Here is a 14,566-nt window from a genome sequence, read left to right as displayed (position 1 = left end):
CGCGGGGGCCGGTCCGCTCAGCCCCTTCCGGCCGGTTCCGCGGCGGGCGGCTCGTCGAGCCACACCTCGGGGCCGGCCGGCGCGTACCCGGCGTAGCTCTCCTCCTCGCGCAGCCGGCGGGCGGCGCCGCGCACGAAGACGTCCGGAGCCCCGTCGAGCACCCCGCCGGACGGGTCGTCGCTGCCGTCCCAGCGGACCGGGTCGCGGTCCGGCAGCAGGATGTCCCGGACCACCAGGCCGACCAGGTAGAGCGTGCCGAGCAGGTGCAGCACGATCGCGAAGTGGTACCAGGACTCGCCGATCCCTTGCTGCTTGGCGCCGGTGACGAAGCCGAGGTGGGCCCAGATGCCCAGGGTGTAGAGCACCTCGCAGGCCTGCCAGATCAGGATGTCCCGCCAGCGCGGCCGGGCCAGCACCGCGAGCGGCAGCAGCCAGAGCACGTACTGCGGCGAGTAGACCTTGTTCAGCACCACGAACGCGGCCACCACCAGGAAGGCCAGCTGGACCACCCGCGGACGGCGGGGCGCGGCCAGCCCGAGCCACGCTATCCCCGCGCAGCTCAGCACCATCGCGAGGGCGATGAAGGTGTCGAGGTTCGCCAGTCCGACGCCGCGGTTCTGCATGAGGATCAGCCAGAGCGAGCCGTAGTCCTCGGTGCGGTGCTTGCTGAAGACGTAGAAGGTCGACCAGCCCTGCCAGTTCGCCATCATGATCGGCAGGTTGACCAGCAGCCAGGCGCCGACCGCGCCGCCGAGCAGCGCCCGCAGGTCGCGCCACCGTCCGGCCCGCCAGCAGAGCACCAGCAGGGGACCGAGCAGCAGCACCGGGTAGAGCTTGGCCGCGGTGGCCAGGCCGATGAACACACCGGCAATAAGCGGCCGCGAGCCGGACCACCAGGCCAGCGCGACGGCGGCCAGCGCCACGGCCAGCAGGTCCCAGTTGACGGTGGCGTTCAGCAGCAGGACGGGCGCCAGGGCGAACATCAGCGCGTCCCAGGGGCGGCGGCGGTGCGTCCGGGAGAGCGCGACCACGGCGACCACCGCGCAGGCCATCAGCAGGCCCGCGTTGATCGTCCAGAACCAGCGCTCCTGGTCCTGCAGGCTGCCGCCGCCGGGCGTCAGCCAGGCCGCGACCTGCATGAACAGGCCGGTCAGCACCGGGTACTCCAGGAACTGGAGGTCCCCCGAGGTGCCCGGGATGCGGTCCAGGTACGGGTGCAGACCGGCCGCGAAGCCGCGCCCGGAGAACAGGTGCGGGATGTCGCTGTAGCAGGCGTGGACGTACTGCGGCGAGCCGGGCTGGAACCAGGCGGCGTTGTAGCAGGGCAGCTTCTGCGCCATGCCCAGCACCGAGACCACGATCACCGCCAGCGCCAGGAAGCGGGCGGGGATCCACCAGGAGACGCCGAGCAGGGCGCGCCGTCCGGGCGGGCCTCCGATCACCTCGCTGCCGGCGGCCGCGACCGGGTCCTCGTCGGCCGGCACCACCACGGTGTTGGCCTGCGGACCGGCCACCGGCGCGGCCCGGTCCTCTTCGTCACGCGTGCTGGACGTCATGGCGGACATCCTGCCGCACCCCGCCCGCCCGTACGAGGAGGCCCCTGCCCCCTTTTCCCGGTCCGCGGCGAGGTGCCGGACGCGGGCCCGCCGGGGGAGCGGCACGAATCGCTCCGAATACGGCGAAACGGCGGTGGGGGGCTCCGGGGAGCCTCCCACCGCCGTTGCGGTCAGCGCCGTCCTACGGCGTCGCGGCGTTGCCGCTCCCGCCCGCGGAGGGCGAGCTCGACGGCTTCGGCGGCTTGCTGGTCGGACCGCCGGTCGCCCCGCCGGCACCGCCGCCCGGTTCGCTGGTCGGGCTCGGCTGCTGGGTCGGCGTGCTGCTGCAGCCGATCCCGAGCCAGCAGCCCGGCGAGGGGCTGCTGCCACCGCCGCCGTTGGCACCGCCACCGTTGGCACCGCCGGTCGCGCCGCCGTTGGCACCGCCGGTCGCCCCGCCGCCGGGGTTCGGGTTGGTCTTGGTCGGCGCCGGCGGGGTGGGCACGGTGCCCGGGCAGTCGACGCCGGGGACGCAGGCCGGGCCCTGGGTGGCCGGCGGCTGGGTCGGCTGGTCGGCGTTCGGGTCCGTCGGAGCGGTGGGCGCGGTCTCGGACGTGGTCGGCGTCGGCGCGGCGCTGGCCGTGCTGGGCGCGCCCGAGGAGTCGACCTGCGAGCCGACCGGCTGCGGGGTCGGGAAGTCCATCTTCTTCTCGTTGGCCAGCGCGGCCTTCATGTACCGGGTGAAGACGTCCGCCGGGACGTCACCACCGTGCACCGAGTCCTTGCCGCCGGTGCCGTTGAGCGAGAGCCGCTCGTGCTGGGTCGGGTCCTCGCGCCACATCGCCACGCTGGTGGTCAGCTGCGGGGTGTAGCCGACCCACCAGGCCGACTTGTTCTCGTCGGTGGTACCGGTCTTGCCGGCCACCGGGCGGCCCAGGGTGTTGGTCTTCTTACCGGTACCGTTGCGCGCCACGTTCACCAGCACGTCGGTGACGTTGTCGGCGACGGCGGGCTCCAGCGCCTGCTTGGTCTCGTGCTTGCCGAAGCCGGGGCGCTCCTTGCCGTCGACCAGGACCTTGGTGACCGAGTACGGGTCGGCCTGCTTGCCGCTGGCGGCGAAGGTCGCGTAGGCGTCGGCCATCCGGATCGGGCTGATGGTGGAGACGCCGAGCGGGAAGGTCGCGGCCTTCGACTCCTTCTCGATGTTCTCCTTGCGGATGCCCATCGCCTCGGCGATCTGCATGACGTTCTGGCTGCCGACGTCCTGGTTCAGCTGGACGAAGGGAACGTTGTAGGAGTACTGCATGGCCATCCGCAGCGAGACGTAGCCGCGCTTGCCCTTCTCCTCGTTCTTCTGGCGGTAGGGCTTGCCGTTGTCGTCCAGCACCAGCGAGCCGTCCGGCTTGCGGATCTCCGACATGTCGTCGGAGAGGTAGCGGCTGTCGGCGTTGATCCGCTTCGGCTTGCCCTTGTCGTCGGTCGCGGTCTGCACGCCGATCTGCATGGCGGTGGCCAGCACGAAGGGCTTGAAGGTCGAGCCGACCTGGACGCCCTGGGCGTCGGCGTTGTTGCCGAAGTTCCCGTTCTCCACGCCGTCACCGCCGTAGATGGCGACGAGCGCACCGTCGTTGGGGACGATGCTGGCGGCGCCGAACTGGACGAAGTTGTCGTTGTTCGGACGCTTCTGCGCGTTGAGGGTCTCCGCCTTGACGTCGTCCACGGCCTTCTTCAGGGCGTCGACCTTGTCCTTCTGGAAGGTCGTGTAGATCTTGAAGCCGCCCTTGTCGATCGCCCGCTGGTCGATCGTCGGGTCCTTGACCATGACGTACTTGTTGGCGGTGTCGACCAGGTAGCTGATCTGACCGTTCATGTTGGCCGACGGGACCTGCTTGATCGGGGTGGGGAAGGCGGTGCACTTCGCCCGCTCCTCGGCGGTGGTGTTCTTGGTCTCCACCATCCGGTCGAGGATCCACTTCCAGCGTTCCTCGGCGCGCGCCTGGTTGGCCTTGATGGTCGGGTCGTAGTACGACGCGCCCTTGAGCAGGGCGGCCAGCATGGCGCTCTGGCACAGGTCGAGGTCCTTGGCGTTGACGCCGTAGTACGCCTGCGCGGCGGCCTGGGCGCCGGTCGCGCCGCGGCCGAACCAGCTGGTGTTGAGGTAGCCCTTGAGGATGTCGTTCTTCTCGAGCTCCTGATTGATCTTCAGGGTGATGAAGAACTCCTTCACCTTGCGGCTGAGCGTCTGCTCCTGCGTCAGGTAGGCGTTCTTGACGTACTGCTGGGTGATCGTCGAGGCGCCCTGGGTCTGGCCGCCCTTGGCCATGTTGACCACCGCGCGCAGCATGCCCCCGGGGTCGATGCCGCTGTCGGTGCGGAAGGTCGCGTTCTCCGCCGAGATGACCGCGTTCTGCAGGTTGGGCGAGATGTCGGCCAGCTCGACGATCTGCCGGTTGGTCTCGCCCTTGCGGACCATCTCGGTGCCGTCGGCCCAGTAGTAGATGTTGTTCTGATCGTTCACCAGGGCGTTCAGGGGCGGGATCTTGGTGCTCTGGTAGATGTAGAACACCCCGCCCACGCACACCGCGAAGACCAGCAGCACGGCGCTCAGCCACTGCCGCCAGGACGGCAGCCAGCGCCGGACGCCCTGCTTGCCGAAGCGCGGGTAGTCGATGAACCGCTTCTTGCCGGGGGAGCCGGGAGAACCGGGGGAGCCGCCGCGCCCGGCGGCCGCGCCGCCCGCCGCCTCGCCGCCGCGCCGGCCGCCCTTCTGGGCCGCCTTGCGCATCTCGGCACGGGTCATCCGGGGCTGCTGGGCGGTGTCCCGCGTGCCCGGCGGCCGCCGTCGGCCCAGGCCCTGCGAGCCCAGCTCGTCGTTCCCGGTCCCCTCCGACCGTCCGTTGTCGCCGCCCGGCGGACGACCGTCGCCACCGGGCGACCTGCGCCGTCGTTCGCTCATGTTCCAGCTACTCCTCGCCAGGCCGGCCTGAAGGCAGGGTCCACGTCCGATGCCCGCAACCCCCCTGATCCCGGAGGTGGTCCTCGTGCACACGCGACAGCGTACGCAGCTCTGAAACCGACCTAATCGGGCATCAACCTCTAATAACCGCAAAACGGCAACAGATCATTACAAGCCCGTTGCCAAGCACACCCGCGCGTCGTCTTGTGATCACATTCACGCGCGTCCCCCTTGCCCGTTCGCAGGCCCAGGTTTACTGTTCTCGATATATCGAGCCGATACATCGGAGCGACATACCGCCGACCGAGGCGGGACGCGGACCGACCGGGGAAGGGAGGACGACGGCAGTGGGCAGGCGCTCAGGAGTGCTGGAGTTCGCCGTTCTCGGGCTGCTCCACGACGCCCCGATGCACGGCTACGAGCTGCGCAAGAGGCTCAACGTCCTGCTCGGCTCGTTCCGCGCCTTCTCCTACGGGACGCTCTACCCCTGTCTGAAGAGCCTGGTGGCCCAGGGTTTCCTGGTCGAGGACAACCCGGACGTCGAGTACGTCCCGGCCACCGCGCTCAACGGCAAGCGGTCCAAGATCGTCTACCGGCTGTCCCCCGAGGGCAAGCAGCGGTTCGAGGAACTGCTCGCCGACTCCGGCCCGGACGCCTGGGAGGACGAGCACTTCGGCGTGCACTTCGCCTTCTTCGGCCAGACCGACCGGGCCGTGCGGATGCGCGTCCTGGAGGGCCGCCGCAGCCGGCTGGAGGAGCGCCTGGAGCGGATGCGCAACTCGCTGGCCCGGGCCCGGGAGCGGTTCGACGACTACACCGTCGAGCTGCAGCGGCACGGACTGGAGTCGGTGGAGCGCGAGGTCCGCTGGCTGAACGAGCTGATCGAGACCGAGCGGGCCAACCGCACCGGCCGGACCGGGGCGTCCGCCGCCGGGTCCGACCCCGCAGTACCCAAGACTTCGGACGGCCGAGGCCAGGAGGACGGGTCCGTGGACCCGTCCGGGCCACCGCACGACCGCCCGGGGCGCTCCAACCTGGAGCGCTGACACCGCGTCTGCCCTGTGCCGCGCGGCAGGAGTGGGCGCGTCATGCGCCCGTCAGCAGTCATCGAAGAAGCAGGACGAGCACCGCCGACCCTCGGCGGCGCTCATGAGATCACAGGGAGCAACCGGAAATGGGTTCGGTTCGCGTAGCCATCGTGGGTGTGGGCAACTGCGCCACGTCGCTGGTGCAGGGTGTCGAGTACTACAAGGACGCCGACCCGGCCGGCAGGGTCCCCGGGCTGATGCACGTCCAGTTCGGTGACTACCACGTCCGTGACGTGGAGTTCGTCGCGGCCTTCGACGTCGACGCCAAGAAGGTCGGCCAGGACCTCGCGCACGCCATCTCGGCGTCCGAGAACAACACCATCAAGATCTGCGACGTGCCGCCGACCGGCGTCACCGTCCAGCGCGGCCACACCCTCGACGGCCTGGGCAAGTACTACCGGGAGACCATCGAGGAGTCGGACGAGACCCCGGTCGACGTCGTCCAGGCCCTGAAGGACGCCCAGGTCGACGTCCTGGTCTGCTACCTGCCGGTGGGCTCCGAGGCCGCCGCCAAGTTCTACGCCCAGTGCGCCATCGACGCCAAGGTCGCCTTCGTGAACGCCCTCCCGGTGTTCATCGCCGGCACCAAGGAGTGGGCGGACAAGTTCACCGAGGCCGGCGTGCCGATCGTCGGTGACGACATCAAGTCCCAGGTCGGCGCCACCATCACGCACCGCGTGATGGCCAAGCTGTTCGAGGACCGCGGTGTCATCCTCGAGCGCACCATGCAGCTGAACGTCGGCGGCAACATGGACTTCAAGAACATGCTCGAGCGCGAGCGCCTGGAGTCCAAGAAGATCTCCAAGACCCAGGCCGTCACCTCGCAGATCCGCGACCGCGAGCTGGGCGCCAACAACGTCCACATCGGTCCGTCGGACTACGTGGCCTGGCTGGACGACCGCAAGTGGGCGTACGTCCGCCTCGAGGGTCGCGCGTTCGGCGACGTCCCGCTGAACCTGGAGTACAAGCTCGAGGTCTGGGACTCCCCGAACTCCGCCGGTGTCATCATCGACGCCGTGCGCGCCGCGAAGATCGCCAAGGACCGCGGCATCGGCGGCCCGATCCTCTCCGCCTCCTCGTACTTCATGAAGTCCCCGCCGGTCCAGTACTTCGACGACGAGGCCCGCGTGAACGTCGAGAAGTTCATCCGCGGCGAGGTCGAGCGCTGATCGCACTGATCGCACTGAGCCGCTGAGGCGCCGAGGCACTGAGGTGTCGAAGTGCTGAGGTACTGAGGTGCTGTGCACCGAACGGGTCCATGGTCGACGACCGTGGACCCGTTCACCTTTTCCCGGCGAATGTTTCACGTGAAACACCGACCCGTTCCATGGCACCCTGGGCGGGTGGCGATCACCGAGAACGGCAGTACCCACCAGGCCGCGCACCGCGCCACGCTCCTCGGCCTGCTCCGCGGTCGCGACTTCCGCCGGCTGCTGACGGCCCGGGTGCTGTCCCAGCTCTCCGACGGCGTCTTCCAGGTCTCGCTGGCCGCCTACGTCGTCTTCTCCCCCGAGAAGCAGTCCTCGCCCGCCGACATCGCCTCGGTGCTGGCCGTGATGCTGCTGCCGTTCTCGGTGATCGGCCCGTTCGCCGGCGTCCTGCTGGACCGCTGGCGCCGCCGCCAGGTGCTCTACCTGGGCAACCTGGCCCGCTTCGGGCTCGGCCTGGTCACCGGCGGACTGCTCCTGGTCCAGGCGCCGACCTGGCTCTTCTTCGCCTCCGCGCTGCTGGTCACCGCGCTCAACCGGTTCATCCTGGCCGGGCTCTCGGCCGCCCTGCCCCGGGTGGTGCGGCCCGAGGAGTTGGTGACCGCCAACGCGCTCTCCCCCACCCTGGGCACCGTCGCGGCGGCCTGCGGCGGCGGGCTCGGCTTCCTGCTGCACCAGGTGCTGACCCCCGGCCCCCGGGCCGACGCGGCCCTGGTGACCCTCGCCGCGCTGCTCTACCTCTCCGCCGCGCTGGCCGCGCTGCGGATGGACAAGGACCTGCTCGGACCGGACCAGCACGCGGGCCGCCCCGCACTCGGCCAGGCCCTGGCCCAGGCCGCCCGCGAACTGCGGGCCGCCGTCACCCACCTGGTGCGGGACCGCCGCCCGGCGGCGCACGCGCTGGCCGCGGTGACCGCCGCCCGGTTCTGCTACGGCGTGCTGATCGTCGTCGTGGTGATGCTCGCCCGGTACACCTTCAACGACCCGACGGACAGCGCGGCCGGCCTGGCCACCCTGGGGCAGGCGGTCGGCCTCTCGGCCGCCGGGTTCTTCATCGCGGCGGTGATCAGCCCCTGGTGCAGCCGCCGGCTCGGGCTCGCCGGGTGGATGACGCTCTGTCTGGCCGCCCCGGTGGTCTTCGTGCCCGCCCTGGGCCTCGGCTTCAGCCTGGTGCCCTGCCTGACCGCGGCACTGCTGCTCGGCGTGGTCACCCAGGGCACCAAGATCTGCGCCGACACCGTGGTGCAGGAATCGGTCGAGGACGACTTCCGCGGCCGGATCTTCGCCATCTACGACGTGCTCTTCAACGTCGCCTTCGTGGCCGCCGCCCTGGTGACCGCCCTGGTGCTGCCGCTCTCCGGCCGCTCGGTCACGGTCGTCGTGGGAGTGTCCCTGGTGTACGCGGCCTCGGCCGTGCTCTATCTGCGGGCGGCCCGCCGGACCGGGCCGCTCCCCGGTGACCCGGCCCGCTGACCACGGCCTCCCGCCCCGGCGGCCCCTCCACCCCCGAACTCGTCGTGGCGAGTCGCTAAGGTACGTCAGATCTGTCGGAGCCACAGCACGCTGTCACGGGGGACAATCTGATGAGCACACCACCCAATCCGTACGGGCCGCCGCCGCCCGGGTACGGGCCCGCGCCGGTCCCGCAGCCCTACGGCGCCCCGGCGCCACAGCCCTACGGCGCGCCGCAGCCCTACGGCGCACCCCAGCCGGCGCCCGCGGGCTGGGGCGCACCGCCGCCCCCGCCGGGGTACGGCTACCCGGCCGCCCCGCCGCAGGCCGCGCCGCCCTACCCGCAGGCCGCCCACCCGCAGGGCCCGTACCCGGCCGCGCCGCCCGCGCCCGGCCCGCAGGGCCCGTACGGCCAGGCCTCGCCGCACGGCTACCCGCCGGCCGCGCCGTCGGCCGGACCGCCAGCGAAGGGCCGCGGCAAGGCCCGGCTGAAGGCGGTCGGCCTGGTCCTGGGTGTGATCGCCCTGATCGTCGGCTACTTCGTCACCGGCCCCAGCGTCAGCAGCGCCAAGGCCGGCGACTGCGTCAAGGCGGCCGGATCGCGCGACGTCTCGGTGGTCAAGTGCACCGACAGCAAGGCGAACTACAAGGTGCTGGCGAAGTTCGAGTCCACCACCGACACCAGCAGGTGCCGCGAGACCGCGGGCACCACCAGCACCGTCTCGGGCAAGAGCGGCCGCCGCTGGAACAAGAAGCGGTACGTGCTCTGCCTCGGCCCGCTCACCGGCACCCCGCCGGCCAAGAAGTCCTGACCGTCCGCCACCCGCACTTCCCCCGGGGGATCCCCTTGTCCGTTCCGCCCCAGATGCCGTACGGCTCGACGCCGCCCGCCGGCGGTGCCAACCCGTACGCCACCGGCAATCCGTACGCCGGCGCCCCGGCCCCGCAGCCGGCGGGCGCCCCGGCCCCGCCCGGTTACGGCTACCCGGCCGCCCCGCCGCAGGCCGCGCCCGCCTACGGCGCGCCCGCCCAGGCCCCGCCCGGCTACGGCTACCCCGCCGCCCCGCCGCAGGCGGGCGGCTACCCGGCGCCGGGCGGCTACGCCCCGCAGGGCGGGCCGGTCTGCCGGTTCTGCGGCGGCTTCCCGGCCGTCGAGACGACCGTCCGCGGCCACCAGGGCATCATCATCATCATGCGGTTCCTGAAGCAGCCGGGACCGTTCTGCCGCACCTGCGGCACCGCGATGGTCCGCGACATGTCCGCCCGCACCCTGGTCCAGGGCTGGTGGAGCTACCTCTCCGGCATCTTCACCATCGTCACCCTGCTGCGGAACCTCGCCGCCCACAACAAGATCAAGGACCTGCCGCCGCCGGCCCCCGGCACCCACGGACCGCAGCTCGACCCGGGCGTGCCGCTCACCAAGCGACCGCACATCTTCATGCTGCTGCTGCCGGTGCTCGGGATCGGCTCGTGGATCGTCCTGATCGCGACCGGCGCGCTCTTCGCGTCCAAGCACGACAGCTCCTACTCCTACCCGCCGCTGGTGCTGCCCCCGGCGAGCACGGCGACCGTCCCCGCGCCGACCTTCCCGTCCATCACGATGCCGCCGCCGGCGCCGGTCCCGACGATCACCATGCCGACGCCGTCCGCCAACACCAAGGTGCCCAGCGACATCGACACCGCCAAGGCCGGCGACTGCCTGCGCAACGAGAACGGCACCGCGGCCACCCACGACGCCAGCCCGCGGATCACCATGCTCCCGTGCGGCGACCCGAAGGCCCAGTACAAGGTGCTCAAGAAGGTCTACGGGACCAGCGACAACGACAAGGCCTGTGACAACGTCACCGGCACCGAGAGCACCTACACCCGTGATTCCAGCACCGAGGCGCTCAGCTTCGTCCTCTGCCTGAAGAAGCTCTGACCCGCGGGGCCCGTCGGGCCCGCCGACGGACGAGGGGTGGCCCCGGGAGACCCGGGACCACCCCTCACGCCGTACCGCGGCCGACCGCCGCCCTACTGCTGGGCGTCCCACCAGGCGCGCAGCGCGGCCACCGCCGCGTCGTGCTCCATCGGGCCGTGCTCCAGCCGCAGCTCCAGCATGTGCTTGTACGCCTTGCCGACCGCCGGGCCGGGCTTGAGGCCGAGCAGTTCCATGATCTGGTTGCCGTCCAGCGCGGGGCGGACGGCGTCCAGCTCCTCCTGCGCCCTGAGCTCGTCGATCCGGATCTCCAGACCGTCGTAGGTGCGGGAGAGCGCGGCCGCCTTCTTCTTGTTCCGGGTGGTGCAGTCCGAGCGGGTCAGCTTGTGCAGCCGCTCCAGCAGCGGCCCGGCATCGGTCACGTAGCGGCGCACCGCCGAGTCGGTCCACTCGCCGCCGCCGTAGCCGTGGAAGCGCAGGTGCAGCTCGACCAGCCGCGAGACGTCCTCGGTGAGCTCCTTGGAGTACTTCAGCTCGCGCATCCGCTTGCGGGTCATCTTGGCGCCGACCACCTCGTGGTGGTGGAAGGAGACCCGGCCGTCCGACTCGAAGCGGCGGGTGCGCGGCTTGCCGATGTCGTGCAGCACCGCGGCCAGCCGCAGGGTGAGGTCGGGGCCGTCCTGCTCCAGGTCGACGGCCTGCTCCAGGACGGTCAGCGAGTGCTCGTAGACGTCCTTGTGGCGGTGGTGCTCGTCGCGCTCCAGGCGCAGCGCCGGCAGCTCCGGCAGCACGTGGTCGGCCAGTCCGGTGTCGACCAGCAGCCGCAGGCCCTTGACCGGGTGCTTGGCCAGCAGCAGCTTGTTCAGCTCGGCCTGGACCCGCTCGGCGGAGACGATGGTGATCCGCTCGGCCATCGCGGTCATCGCCGCGATCACCTCGGGGGCCGGCTCGAAGTCCAGCTGGGCGGCGAACCGGGCGGCCCGCATCATCCGCAGCGGGTCGTCGGAGAAGGACTCCTCGGGGGTGGCGGGGGTGCGCAGCACCCGGGCCTCCAGGTCGTCCAGGCCGTGGTGCGGGTCGACGAAGCCCCGTCCTGGCAGGTCGACGGCCATCGCGTTGACCGTGAAGTCGCGGCGGACCAGGTCCTCCTCGATGGTGTCGCCGTAGGTCACCTCGGGCTTGCGGGAGGTGCGGTCGTACGCCTCGGAGCGGTACGTGGTGATCTCGATCAGGAAGGAGCCCTGCGGGGTGTCCTTGCGCGCGCCGACGGTGCCGAAGGCGATGCCGACGTCCCAGACCGCGTCGGCCCAGCCCCTGACCAGCTTCAGCACCTGCTGTGGTCGGGCGTCCGTGGTGAAGTCCAGGTCGTTGCCGAGCCGGCCCAGCAGGGCGTCCCGAACCGAGCCGCCGACCAGTGCGAGCCGGTGACCGGCCGCCTGGAAGCGGCGGGCGATCTCGTCGGCGACCGGGGAGACCCGCAGCAGTTCCTGCAGACCCAGGGTCTGCGCCTCGCTCAGGCCTGGGACGACCTGGACGGCGGAACTGGGATGATGGGCACCGGTCGGATGGGCGGTGGGCTCATTGGCAGTGGACACGGCTCACAAGGGTACGTGGCCCGGAGCCCCGGTCGCCCACGCGTTTCCACCGGCTCACTCCCCGGCCCGCAACACCGCACCCCTCGGCAGATCGTTACCATTCCGGTGGAACGAATCCGGCGCACCGAGCGCGGGCCGCGGCGCCGTGCGCCGTCACGGCCGCCCGGGCTCCGGACGACCACATGTTCTTCACGGCTGATCCTCGCGGCATCCTCCACGGCCGACGGACATCCGCAGCAGCACGGCAGCAGCAGCAGCGATCGAGAACGGCGAGGGCGAACCCGTGAGCGAGGGCGAACCGCGTGAGTGAGCCGGCACGGCACCCGGGTACGGGGGCGGACGGGCGCCCGGGGCGGGTCCTGGGACGAACCGTCCGGCGGCTGACCGGCGCGCTCGGCGCCGGACTGGTGCTCGCCGCGGCGCTGCCGGGCGTCCCGGCCGGCGCCGCCCCGGCGGGGGGACCGCGACCGGTCAGCACCACGGCGGTCACCGCGGACTTCCCGGTGGCCCTGACCATCGAGTCGGTGAACAAGCCGGTGGCCGTCCAGAACGGCACCGTGACGATCACCGGGCACGTCACCAACGGCGGCAAGTCGGTGCTCAAGTCCGCGCACGCGGCGGTCCGCAGGCCCTGGTCGAACAAGCCGATCACCACCCGCAGCGAACTCGGCTCGGTGATGGGCCGGACCGTGCCCGTCGGCGCGGACGGCATCTCGATGGACAGCCCGCAGTACGCGCTGAACGAGCTCGGCCCCGGCCAGAGCCAGCCGTACACCCTGAGCGTCGCCGTCACCGACCTGGAGTTCTCCACCGAGGGCGTGTACGAGCTGGCGGTGGACGTCTGGGGCTCGACCGCCGACAACCAGCGCGACCGGCCGCTGGGCATCACCCGCACCTTCCTGCCCTACTCCCCGACCCCGGCCGACGCGCAGCCGTCCAAGGTCACCGCCCTCTGGCCGCTGGTGCACGCGCCGGTGCTGGCCGCGCAGACCCTCTCCGACAACGACCAGAGCATCCCGGTGCTCCGGGACGACAGCCTGGCCGCCGAGTTCGCGCCCGGCGGGCGGCTGTACGCCCTGGTCGACACCGGCGCCTCGCTGACCGGACTGACCTGGGTGGTCGACCCGGACCTGCTGGACACCGCGTTCGCGATGACCAAGCGCTATGTGGTGCAGAAGCCGGGCACCGAGAACGTCGCGGCCAAGGAGGACAACACCGTCGCCGGCACCGGCACGGCCGCCGCCACGGCCTGGCTGGAGAAGCTGCGGGCCGCCGTCGCCCGGCCGGGCAGCCAGGTGGTGGCGCTGCCGTACGCCGACACCGACCTCGCCTCGATCGCGCACAACGCCCCCGAACTGGAGGGCATCGACGCCGCCCTCGGCAAGGCGGCCACCGCCGGCCGGCTGACCGTCGAGGGCCGGCTCTCGGTGGACACCCGCTCCGACGTCGCCTGGCCGTACCAGGGGTACCTGGACCAGCGGATCGCCTCGGTCGCCCAGCGCACCGGCAACGGCCTGGTGCTGGTGAACGGCGCGAGCATGCCCGAGTCGGACGCGCTGAAGTACACCCCCTCGGCCCCCCGGCCGATCGGCAACGGGCAGACCGCGCTGGTCGCCGACCAGGTGATCTCCGCCCTCTTCGAGGAGGACCTGACGGCCCCGGAGGACCAGAGCCGGGTCGTCCAGCGGTTCCTCGCCGAGACCTTCGTGATCTCCCGCCAGGAGCCGCAGAACCCGCGCGGCCTGCTGGTGATGCCGCCGCGCGAGCTCACCGCGAGCACCGCCAAGGTGCTCGCGGTCGCCCTCCAGGCGGCCCAGGACGGCAAGTGGGTGGAGCCGGTCAAGCTGGACACACTCGCCCAGCTGGCGCCGGACCCGAAGGCCAACACGGCCGTGCCGGCCCCCGCCGACTACCCGGGGCGGGCCCGCGACTCGGAGCTGTCCGCCCTCGAGCTGACCGACACCACCAAGATCCAGGCCGACCTGGACACGCTGATGCGGGTCCTGACCCTGCCGCAGCGGGTGCGCGGCCCGTTCAGCGCGGCCATGGTCCGCTCGCTGTCCACCGAGTGGCGCACCGAGGGCCAGGCCGGGAGCGTCTACCGCAAGGGCGTGGGCGGGTACCTCAAGGAGTTGACCGGCGCGGTGAAGGTGCCGCCGAAGCGGATCATCACCTTCGCCGGCAACACCGGCGTGCTCCAGGTCAGCGTCCGCAACGACCTCACCCAGACGGTCACCAACCTCAAGCTGGTGCTGACCCCGAGCCAGCCCAACCGGCTCCGGGTGGAGCTGCCGGCCGAGGAGCTGGTGCTGCCGCCGTCACAGAGCGTCACCCTGCGCTTCCCGGCCGAGGCGAAGAACAACGGGACGGTCGGCATGATCGCCCAGCTGTACACCACCGGGCCCAACCCGCAGCCGTACGGCGAGCCGGTGAGGTTCACCGTCGAGGTCACCTCGGTGACCAACGGCGTGCTCTACGTCTTCGGTGGCGGCCTGGTGCTGCTCCTGCTCGCGGCGCTGCGGTTCGTCCGCCAGCGCAAGCGCCGGGTGGCGCACGGCGACGAGGGCGACGCGCCGCTGGCCCCGCAGGACGGCGGGACCGGCCCGGACGGCTCCGAGGGGTCCGGGGTCTCCGAGGGGACGGGGAGGTCGGAAGCGTCCGGGGGCGCCCGGGACGCGGACGGCCGGACCGGCCCGGAGCGGCCGGAACGCGGTGGAGCTGGGCGGACACCGCGCGACAGCAGCGCGGATGGCCGGGATCGGGCCACCAGTGATGAGAAGGTTGGTCCTTGACACCGCCGATACCGCCCGACTC

At 71.7% G+C, this 14,566-nt stretch carries 9 protein-coding genes; 6 read left to right on the top strand and 3 right to left on the bottom strand.

The features are described from left to right. Window positions 1–17: 17 nt before the first annotated feature. Together ACFP3U_RS22940 and ACFP3U_RS22935 are read right to left on the bottom strand one after the other, a co-directional pair. Entirely contained in the window at window positions 18–1,556 is a 1,539-nt protein-coding gene (locus tag ACFP3U_RS22940; RefSeq protein ID WP_380227501.1) for a glycosyltransferase family 87 protein, read from the bottom strand. Between the two features lie 181 nt (window positions 1,557–1,737). Continuing rightward, on the bottom strand, window positions 1,738–4,491 hold the full coding sequence (locus tag ACFP3U_RS22935) for a transglycosylase domain-containing protein (protein WP_380227500.1): 2,754 nt from the start codon (window positions 4,489–4,491) through the stop codon (window positions 1,738–1,740). Between the two features lie 347 nt (window positions 4,492–4,838). Here ACFP3U_RS22935 and ACFP3U_RS22930 point away from each other — a divergent pair, with 347 nt between their 5' ends. The 5 genes from ACFP3U_RS22930 (at window position 4,839) to ACFP3U_RS22910 (ending at window position 10,160) form a co-directional block, all read left to right on the top strand. Continuing rightward, window positions 4,839–5,537 (top strand): PadR family transcriptional regulator, encoded by a 699-nt coding sequence (locus tag ACFP3U_RS22930; RefSeq protein ID WP_380227499.1) that lies wholly within the window; start codon window positions 4,839–4,841, stop codon window positions 5,535–5,537. Between the two features lie 128 nt (window positions 5,538–5,665). Next, a complete protein-coding gene (locus tag ACFP3U_RS22925; protein ID WP_380227498.1) occupies window positions 5,666–6,748 on the top strand; it encodes an inositol-3-phosphate synthase in 1,083 nt (360 codons plus the stop codon). Window positions 6,749–6,922: 174 nt separating this feature from the next. Next, window positions 6,923–8,260, top strand: coding sequence for an MFS transporter (locus tag ACFP3U_RS22920; RefSeq protein WP_380227497.1), 1,338 nt, complete (start codon window positions 6,923–6,925; stop codon window positions 8,258–8,260). Between the two features lie 110 nt (window positions 8,261–8,370). Next, on the top strand, window positions 8,371–9,051 hold the full coding sequence (locus ACFP3U_RS22915) for an LppU/SCO3897 family protein (RefSeq protein WP_380227496.1): 681 nt from the start codon (window positions 8,371–8,373) through the stop codon (window positions 9,049–9,051). A 35-nt stretch (window positions 9,052–9,086) separates the two neighbouring features. Continuing rightward, window positions 9,087–10,160 (top strand): LppU/SCO3897 family protein, encoded by a 1,074-nt coding sequence (locus ACFP3U_RS22910; RefSeq protein WP_380227495.1) that lies wholly within the window; start codon window positions 9,087–9,089, stop codon window positions 10,158–10,160. A gap of 92 nt (window positions 10,161–10,252) precedes the next feature. Here ACFP3U_RS22910 and ACFP3U_RS22905 read toward each other — a convergent pair whose 3' ends face one another. After that, entirely contained in the window at window positions 10,253–11,674 is a 1,422-nt protein-coding gene (locus tag ACFP3U_RS22905; RefSeq protein ID WP_380227547.1) for a CCA tRNA nucleotidyltransferase, read from the bottom strand. 380 nt (window positions 11,675–12,054) lie between these two features. On the opposite strand from ACFP3U_RS22905, the gene ACFP3U_RS22900 reads away from it, so the two are divergent. Then, window positions 12,055–14,544: a DUF6049 family protein gene (locus tag ACFP3U_RS22900; RefSeq protein WP_380227494.1), complete on the top strand. Its 2,490-nt coding sequence runs from the start codon at window positions 12,055–12,057 to the stop codon at window positions 14,542–14,544. Window positions 14,545–14,566 lie beyond the last annotated feature (22 nt).

It is taken from the genome of Kitasatospora misakiensis (assembly GCF_042656005.1).
Classification (GTDB): domain Bacteria; phylum Actinomycetota; class Actinomycetes; order Streptomycetales; family Streptomycetaceae; genus Kitasatospora; species Kitasatospora misakiensis.
Note: the sequence above shows the minus strand (reverse complement) of the source record. Positions and strands in the feature narration are given on the sequence as shown.

Excerpts from the sequence above, each read along its gene's own strand:
- ACFP3U_RS22940 (WP_380227501.1), bottom strand. The coding sequence starts at position 1,556 with ATGACGTCCAGCACGCGTGACGAAGAGGACCGGGCCGCGCCGGTGGCC.
- ACFP3U_RS22935 (WP_380227500.1), bottom strand. The coding sequence starts at position 4,491 with ATGAGCGAACGACGGCGCAGGTCGCCCGGTGGCGACGGTCGTCCGCCG.
- ACFP3U_RS22925 (WP_380227498.1), top strand. The coding sequence starts at position 5,666 with ATGGGTTCGGTTCGCGTAGCCATCGTGGGTGTGGGCAACTGCGCCACG.
- ACFP3U_RS22915 (WP_380227496.1), top strand. The coding sequence starts at position 8,371 with ATGAGCACACCACCCAATCCGTACGGGCCGCCGCCGCCCGGGTACGGG.